This is a genomic window from Deinococcus aquatilis DSM 23025, assembly GCF_000378445.1.
Taxonomy (GTDB): Bacteria; Deinococcota; Deinococci; order Deinococcales; family Deinococcaceae; genus Deinococcus; species Deinococcus aquatilis.
This window is the reverse complement of sequence record NZ_KB899777.1, coordinates 1-7,677: the sequence shown is the minus strand read 5'-3', so window position 1 is coordinate 7,677 and position 7,677 is coordinate 1. Positions and strand designations below refer to the sequence as shown.

General features: G+C 59.7%; 6 protein-coding genes and 2 pseudogenes. 3 read left to right on the top strand and 5 right to left on the bottom strand.

Annotation, left to right across the window (positions count from 1 at the left end; translation table 11 throughout):
• Window positions 1-6: 6 nt before the first annotated feature.
• Window positions 7-648, bottom strand: a pseudogene (locus F561_RS28415) (IS701 family transposase); the annotation flags it as partial.
• Window positions 617-886, bottom strand: coding sequence for an IS110 family transposase (locus F561_RS0123780; RefSeq protein WP_245556628.1), 270 nt, complete (start codon window positions 884-886; stop codon window positions 617-619). The pseudogene F561_RS28415 and the gene F561_RS0123780, both read right to left, overlap by 32 nt.
• Before the next feature lie 289 nt (window positions 887-1,175).
• Between F561_RS0123780 and F561_RS26780 the strand changes: the two genes are divergently transcribed.
• Window positions 1,176-1,892 (top strand): IS3 family transposase, encoded by a 717-nt coding sequence (locus F561_RS26780; RefSeq protein WP_169389575.1) that lies wholly within the window; start codon window positions 1,176-1,178, stop codon window positions 1,890-1,892.
• Between the two features lie 10 nt (window positions 1,893-1,902).
• A pseudogene (locus F561_RS30240) lies at window positions 1,903-2,365 on the top strand (helix-turn-helix domain-containing protein); the annotation flags it as partial.
• A gap of 169 nt (window positions 2,366-2,534) precedes the next feature.
• On the opposite strand, the gene F561_RS26775 reads toward F561_RS30240, so the two are convergent.
• The 3 genes from F561_RS26775 to F561_RS0123760 form a co-directional block, all read right to left on the bottom strand.
• Window positions 2,535-3,650: an aldose epimerase family protein gene (locus F561_RS26775; RefSeq protein ID WP_019012465.1), complete on the bottom strand. Its 1,116-nt coding sequence runs from the start codon at window positions 3,648-3,650 to the stop codon at window positions 2,535-2,537.
• A 266-nt stretch (window positions 3,651-3,916) separates the two neighbouring features.
• The gene (locus F561_RS26770; RefSeq protein WP_040381897.1) at window positions 3,917-5,812 is read right to left on the bottom strand and encodes a glycoside hydrolase family 2 protein; all 1,896 of its coding nucleotides are present in this window, start codon (window positions 5,810-5,812) and stop codon (window positions 3,917-3,919) included.
• 361 nt (window positions 5,813-6,173) lie between these two features.
• Window positions 6,174-7,070: a C39 family peptidase gene (locus F561_RS0123760; RefSeq protein ID WP_019012463.1), complete on the bottom strand. Its 897-nt coding sequence runs from the start codon at window positions 7,068-7,070 to the stop codon at window positions 6,174-6,176.
• Window positions 7,071-7,417: 347 nt separating this feature from the next.
• Here F561_RS0123760 and F561_RS0123755 point away from each other — a divergent pair.
• Window positions 7,418-7,677: P-loop NTPase family protein (locus F561_RS0123755; protein ID WP_019012462.1), on the top strand; the 260-nt coding region annotated here is incomplete at its 3' end.

Genomic DNA, 7,677 nt, shown 5'->3' with positions numbered 1-7,677 from the left:
ATGGAATCAGCTCAGGGTCGTTAACTGACCCCCCTTTTTTTCGTGGGCGGTGACCACGGAGAGGAAGGCGTGGGCCAACATGGAGAGGGTGATATGTCGGTACCAGCCCACCCATGAGCGCACTTCATAGTGATCCAACCCACCTCACCCTTGGCCATTTCAAAGGCCACTTCTATGGCCCAGCGTGATCCAGCGGCCTACACGACCTTTGACAAGGTCGTGCTGGAGGGTGCGAAAGCCAGGTAGTACGCGAGGTCTGTGGGGTCTTTGAGCGAGCGACGGACGAGCACCCAACGCTCGAATCCAGGTGGCAGGATCGGCCCGAGTCCCGCCGACACGGCGGGACCCATCAACTGGGTGACACTGACCCAAGCCCACTCAAAGAGGCGGTCTCCTTTGCTCCCGGAACCGGCACTTCACGTCTGCCACTGATCTGGCTGGAATTGCCTGGCGACGTCGGCCACCTGGTTTGGGACCGCTCTGGTCCCAAGTCCACACATGACCATTCGACGCCACTGCCAAGACATACGGCTGCTGACGCTATTCGAGGAACGTCCGGAGAGCGGAGGCCGAATACACCGCGTCGCCGGTGACCCAAGCGGCGTGCACGCCGCCTTCAAAGGCCCGCTTCAGCATGGCTTGCGCGAGGTTCTCGAGTGAGCTGCTTCAAGTCGCTCAAAGCAGTGCTGGGCGGCGTCCAGCGGCCTGGGTGCACCACCACGCCGTACCGCGCGATCAGCTCCGCATCCATCGCGTCGGTTTTCCCCCGGCACAGGGCGGAACGCGCAAAATACTTGATTTGTGCTGGGTTGACCACACTCACGACACAGCCTAAAGATTGAAAATAGTGTGCACAACGCTCCCAGTACACATTGGTGGCCTCCATCACCACGTGAAGCTCTGCAGGCGTGTTGGCCACAGGGCCGCGCTCACCGAGCGAACGTCCTGTGGCGTCCTGCAGCTGAACGAACAACTCTCGTTTTCCGAGCGTCCATGCCAAGCACCAACATGCTGCACCTCCTGAGGTAGGCAAAGCATGTCAGGCACAGTCTTTCTCGGCACTGTTCTTGTGGTACAGGCTCTTCGGCCTCGGATAGGGTTCAGCGTTGCAGAGAAAGAACCCAGGTCGGCCAGATTTAGGATGCAGCCTTGGCAGGCTGGAAAAAAGCACTGGCTTGTTGACCTGGGATAGACCTGACCATCCGGAGTATGACGGATCTGGCCCAACACACAAAAAAAGCACTGGCCTTCTTCGCCAAAGACCACTCATTGACGGGTTGATTGAGCAGCATCGTCATGAGTACAGCATTGAGCGGCTGTGCAAGACGCTCGGTGTCGGGGTCAGTGGCTATTTTGCGTGGTGGAGAAAGCCCAAAAACTGCTCTCAGGTGGAAGACGTCGCTCTGACCGAGACCATTCGAACTATTCATCAGGTGAGTCGGGGCACCTACGGTGCCCCTAGTGTCCAAGCTGCACTGATGGACGAAGGAAAACAAGTGAGCCGAGCACGGATCACCCGGCTGATGAAGGGGGCAGGGCTGAAGGTGCGCTGCAAGCGGAAATTTCGCGCGACCACCAACTCAAAACACCATCACCCAGTGGCTGAAAATCTACTGAATCGCGGCTGTGTTGCCGACCAGCCCAATCAGAAATGGGTGACGGATATCACCTATTTACCTGTGACTGAGGGCTGGATGTACCTCGCTGTGGTGATGGATCTGTTCTCTCGCAAAATCGTGGGCTGGGCGATGCGGGCCACCCTGCAGACCGAGTTGGTCGTCGCTGCGCTGAATATGGCACAGCAGAGCCGGCGTCCTAGACAAGGTTTGTTGCATCACTCGGATCAGGGAATTCAAGGTGGATTCAAGTGGTGGTCGCAACACCTCAACTGAGGGGGTTGTGATGAAGCCAATCAAACGACAGTCAGATCGATCTGGACGGAGTAAACTGCACTCACCAGGACGGCCAAGAGCGGCACGGCGAGAAGACCAGCAGCAATTCTGGGCGTTGATCGCCGCAGGGGGGTCGAGTGAACGTGCTGCGACGGGCGCAGGAATCTCGCCAGCCATCGGGGCGCGCTGGTTCCGGGAGGCGGGCGGCATGCCACCAACAACGTTAGGCCCACGGTCAACCCCCCCTTTCTGGGCGCTGTTTGTCGTTTGCAGAGCGCGAAGAGATCGCACTCTCAAGGGCGCAACACCTCGGCATCCGTGAGATTGCCCGCCAACTGGGGCGGGCGGCATCCACGATTTCGCGTGAGGTCCGACGCAACGCTGCGACACGGAGTGGTGGCCTGGCGTACTGGGCGACCACTGCACAGTGGCACGCTGAGCGTGCTGCTCGGCGTCCAAAGCCTGCGAAATTGAAGGCCTTGCAATATCATTCCCTAGCTTGCACCCGTTCCATGAGTCAACGGACTACCACTACTCACGCTTGACAAGCCAAGCGCAACACAGTATTTGCAATATCACGGTGAGCCTGTTGGACGCTCTCGGAGAGGTAACAGGTGCGTCCGGCCAGCAGAAGACCTACGTTTACTCAGCTGTTCCGACTGGCAGGGCCGTATCGACCGAAAAGGCGTAGATCGTGGTGGATTGATATGTCTGACCCGGTTCGAGGCGCGTGGACGGGAAATGCGGGTGGTTGGGGCTGTCGGGAAAATGCTGGGTTTCCAGGCAGACCGACCAGCGGTGGCCGTACCTCTGCCCACCTTTCCCCTGAATGCTGCCGTCCAGAAAGTTGCCTGAATAGACCTGAATGCCGGGTTCGGTGGTCAGGACGCTGAGGCAACGGCCCGAAGCAGGATCAGACAACGTGGCGGCAGCCCGGAGATTGCCGACGCTTTCATGGGGTGCCGTGCTCAGAACAAAATTGTGATCCAGGCCGCCGGCCCGCTCCAGTTGCTCGTTCGGTACGGCCAGCACCTCGCCCAACCGCATAGGCCGACGCAGATCGAAGGGCGTACCTGTCACATCGACCAGCTCGCCCGTCGGAATCTGTGTTTCGTCGGTGGGCGTATAGGCGTCGGCCTGCACAGTCAACAGGTGATCAAGTGCATCATGGGTCGCGCCACCCAGATTCCAGTAGGTATGGTTGGTCAGATTGACGATGGTGGCCCGGTCGGTCTGGGCCGCGTAATCGATTCTGAGGGTATTGTCGGGCGTCAGGGTGTAGGTCAGGGTGGCGGTCAGGCGGCCTGGATAGCCTTCCTCGCCGTCCTCGCTGACCCGGGTAAGCGTCAGGCTGACCCCTGCTGGAGTCGTGCCGGGTTCGGCCTGCCAGAGTTGCTGATCAAAACCATGTGGCCCGCCATGCAGCGAATTGGGGCCGTTGTTGCAGGCCAGCGTGTAGGCTGTGCCGTCCAGTTCAAACTTTCCGCGTGCGATCCGGTTGCCGTAACGCCCGATCAACGCCCCGAAATACGGCGAGGTCTCGCGGCTCAGGTAGGGCAGCAGTTCATCGTGGCCCAGCGTGATATCGGCCAGATTGCCATGACGGTCAGGCGCGTCTACACCCACGATGACGCCGCCGTAATTCATGATCCGCACTCTGATGTCGGCGTTGTGAAGCGTGTAGAGCGTCACGACTTCGCCTGCGGAAGTGTGGCCCCAGGGCATCTGGGTCACAGAGGATTCAGGAGTCTGTGTCATGGGTTCAGTCCTCAGAAAATGGGGCGGGGCAGAGGCGAACACAGGCCGGATGCACTGAGCTGCTGCACCAGATTGCCGCATCCGGCCACGCTGCTGGATGTATTCAGTCTGTGCGGGGTTCAGAACAATTTACAGCATAGTGTTGAAGAGACCCCCACTCCTTGCTCCGAAAAGACCCCTCTCACAAGAGGAGAGGGGCAGGAAGTACCCGCAGAGCCAAGTCACTGCTCTAGACTGGCCTCTTTCCAACACAAGGCACTGCTGGATCAAGGCTGCTCTGAATCCGTCTCTATAGGCACCGAGTACACCAGTTGCTTGGCCTGCCACTCCGGGCTGTAGCCAAAGGGATCAGGAATCAGGGTTTCATCGACGGTACGGGCGTCGCGGGGGCCGCGTGTCGCCAGCATCAACCGCGCCGCGTCACCCTTGGGACGGCGGTACTCGTCCAGCAGACCGTTCTTTTCCTGGAAAGTATCGGTCAATTGCGTGTAGCAAAACCCTGCGATGTGGGCGCATTCGTGAACGGCCCCCAGCAGCGCCTCATAGTGAGCCGTGAAGGCCTCGTCGTCGTAGGCGTTGCTGTAGCCCCAGCCCCGTTTGGCATCGGTGATATACGCGATGCCGCCAAACTCGGTGAGCATCACCGGCAGATTCTGATCGGCCAGCGCAGGATCGAGCAGCAGGTTGCGGCCACCAGGCCGGACGTGCAGCAGGGTCTCGCGAATGCGCTCGCGCGAGCCGTAGCGTTCCAGAATCACTTCCGAATCGGGGGTGTAATCGTGAATGGTCAGGATGTCGGTGGCGTCGTTTTCCCAGCCGTCGTTGCCGATCACGGGGCGGGTGGGGTCAAGCGTACGGGTCAGGTTGTACAGCGCCCGCACGAAGGTACGTGAGCGGGCACGGCGGGTCAGGTCGGGTACCCCCCAGGACTCGTTGAACGGCACCCACGCCACGATGCAGGGGTGGCCCCGGTCGCGCTGCACGGCCTCCAGCCACTCTTTGGTGATGGCGTGAATGCTGCGGTCGCTGAGGCGGTAGGCACTGGGCATTTCGGCCCAGACCAGCAGCCCGAGGCGGTCGGCCCAGTACAGGTAGCGGGGGTCTTCCAGTTTCTGGTGCTTGCGAACGCCATTGAAGCCCAGCCGACGCGTCAATTCGACGTCGGTACGGTGCTGCTCGGCGGTGGCCGTCATCAGCGATTCGGGCCAGTAGCCCTGATCCAGCACCAGCCGCAGCGGGTACGGCGAACCGTTGAGCAGAAAGCGGCCCTGCTCGATGGTCACCGAGCGCAGAGCGGTATAACCCGTCACCTGATCAAGGGCTTCACCGCCGTGCAACAGCTCCACGGTGGTGTCGATCAGCTGAGGGTGTTCCGGACTCCACAACAGGCCGTTGCGGTGGCTGTCGATGCCGCCGTCGAGCAATGGAATGACCCGGTGCAGTTCGGGGCTGGAGAGGGTGTACACGTCGTCGGCCAACACCTCTTCCAGCTCGGTGCCGTTGAGCACAGCGCTCGCCACCTTCAGCACCACCCTCGCCTTCATTCCGGGCCGGAACCCAGCCACCTGAAGGCGCACATGCACGCCCCAGGTATTCAGGTCAGGCTCAAATTCAAGGCTCTGCACGGCGGAAGCAGGCACGCGTTCCAGCCACACCGTCTGCCAGATGCCAGTGGTCCGCGGATACCAGATCGAATGTGGCTCGGCCAGCCAGTCCTGTTTGCCGCGCGGTTGATCGAGAGCCAGCGGATCATCTTCGGCCCGGACCGTCAACTCGAAGGGCGCGGCGGCAAAGGCGCTGATATCCACCGAAAAAGAGGTGTGGCCGCCGCTGTGCTGCGTGACTTCCTGCCCATTGATCCAGACAGTGGCACAGTAATCCACGGCCCCGAAGTGCAGCAGCGTGCGCTCGCCTGCCTCGGCTCCGGCCCACACGCCTGCACAATCCACCGTGCGCCTGTACCAGACAGCCCGCCCATGCACCTGCAGATGGATGCCGCTCGCCACACTTTCGGGCGGATAGGGCACCGTGATCTGGCGGTCGAAGTCCACCGTACTGGGATGGATATGAACTGCGCCGGAATCGAGGGCAAAGGCCCAGGTGCCGTCCAGATCGAACCACCGATTGCGCTGCATAAGAGGACGGGGGTGGATTTTTTGCATGCTTCTCCTGATCGGCGCTGGCTGAGCAGCAAGCGTCTATAGAACAATTCTAAAGTCGTCCTTAATGCTAGAAGTAAAGTTGATAATTGTCAACAAATCTTGATAGTAATAGAGTTCACAAGAATCAGAGATCCAGAGTCATGGTCTGCCCTCGCCCTCAGAGGGATTGCAGACACGGAGTCGCAAGCCGTAACTTCTGATGGTGACGGGATATGACGTCTATGTAACGGACGTATTTCGTCTCGCCGGATACCGCCGAAACCGCTTTGCGGCTTGCATCGTAGGAGGCTATTCCCAGTGCAATGTCTCCAGCTTCGCCGGTCATTTTGCCCAGTTCATCTCAAGATTTACTTCGACCTTCCTAGCCGGATGAGGTACGCTCAAGCGCCTTTTGCGCCAGGCTGCGGAAGCGCAGGAGTTCTTTGCTGTTCTGGTCGTGCCTCAGCCCAAGCTGCACGTACTTGAGCGTCTTGCTGTGCTGCCCTGCCTGCGTCCAGGCCTCAAATGCCTCCTGACGGTACAGGTAATACAGGCTGGGCACCCCCAGGGCCACGGCCCGGTCGAAGTTGGCGGCAGCGGCCTTGATGTTTCCCAGTCGCAAATTGGCCTTGCCGAGACCCCACCAGTTGTAGGGATCGCTGGGCCGCGCCTTCACATTCTGCTCGGAGATGGTCTTCAGGCGTTGCCAGTTGGTGGCGGCCCGGACATTACCGCCCAGTGCGGCATACACGGCCCCTTCTTTGGCGGGCGGATAGGCCACCAGGTATTCCCCATTGTAGAAGTGCCACAGATTGACCAGTTCCGCCTCGGTGAGCCACAGTTTCGCTCCCAGCAGCGGGTCACTGGTCAGAAACCGCCCGCCCTGATATCCGTAGACGGTGCGGAAATGCGCCACATTGCTGCCCGCTTGCAGGCGCTGTTGCAGGACCACCGGCACACCCGCCGCCAGTAAGGTTCGCAGCAATTCGGGCGTGCCTGCCGAGCGGATCATGCTGCGCAGGCCAAAGCTGCCCAGATAGGCCGCAAGTTCCAGACTCGTCACCTGCGGATCACGGGGCGAATCTTTCATGGCCTGCGCCGCCTGCCCCTGCGTAATGCGGGTGCCGTAATAACCCAGCACCGTCAATGCCGTCACCGGGGCGCAGTTGTCCGGGCCTTGCGGCTCATGCCGGATGTTGTCGAGGGTGACACTGGCAGGCAATCCAGCAGCCACACCCAGCAGAAGGGGCAGCGCAGCAACGAGCTTCAACCGGAACATTCCTCAGCATGGAAGCTGAGAGGGCCGATTAGATCTGTTGACGTTAAGTGAATATTTATGCTGGCTGCTGCCTGAAGACATTGGTTGAATCTGGATACTGTGGCGATTGTATTATATATTGCTTGAACACCCAAAGAACCTGCAAATAAAAGAGGAAACGGCTCCAGGTGTATTCAAAAATATCCTGGTGTTGGTAACTATTCACCGCGAATAGGGGTTGACAAGCAGAGTGAAAACGCGTGACAACAGACTTATGGCCCGTTATAGGAGTGTATTAACACTCCAGTGCATCCGCACGTTCTGCGCCAGTGGGAACGTCAGAACATGTTCTTGGTAACGTTGCTGCCATGAAGCGCATCCTTGTGATCGGCAGTCCTGGTGCCGGGAAGAGCACCTTTTCTAAGCAATTGGCTGCCAAGACAGGTCTGCCGCTCATTCACTTGGATGATGCGTACTGGCAGCCTGGGTGGATGCGGCCTCCAACAGCAGAGTGGGAGCAACGGGTCGAACAGTTGATCGCTGCAGAAACCTGGATTCTTGATGGGAATTACACCAGCACCTTGAAGCGACGCGCCGCCCTCGCAGATGAGGTCATCGTCCTCACCTA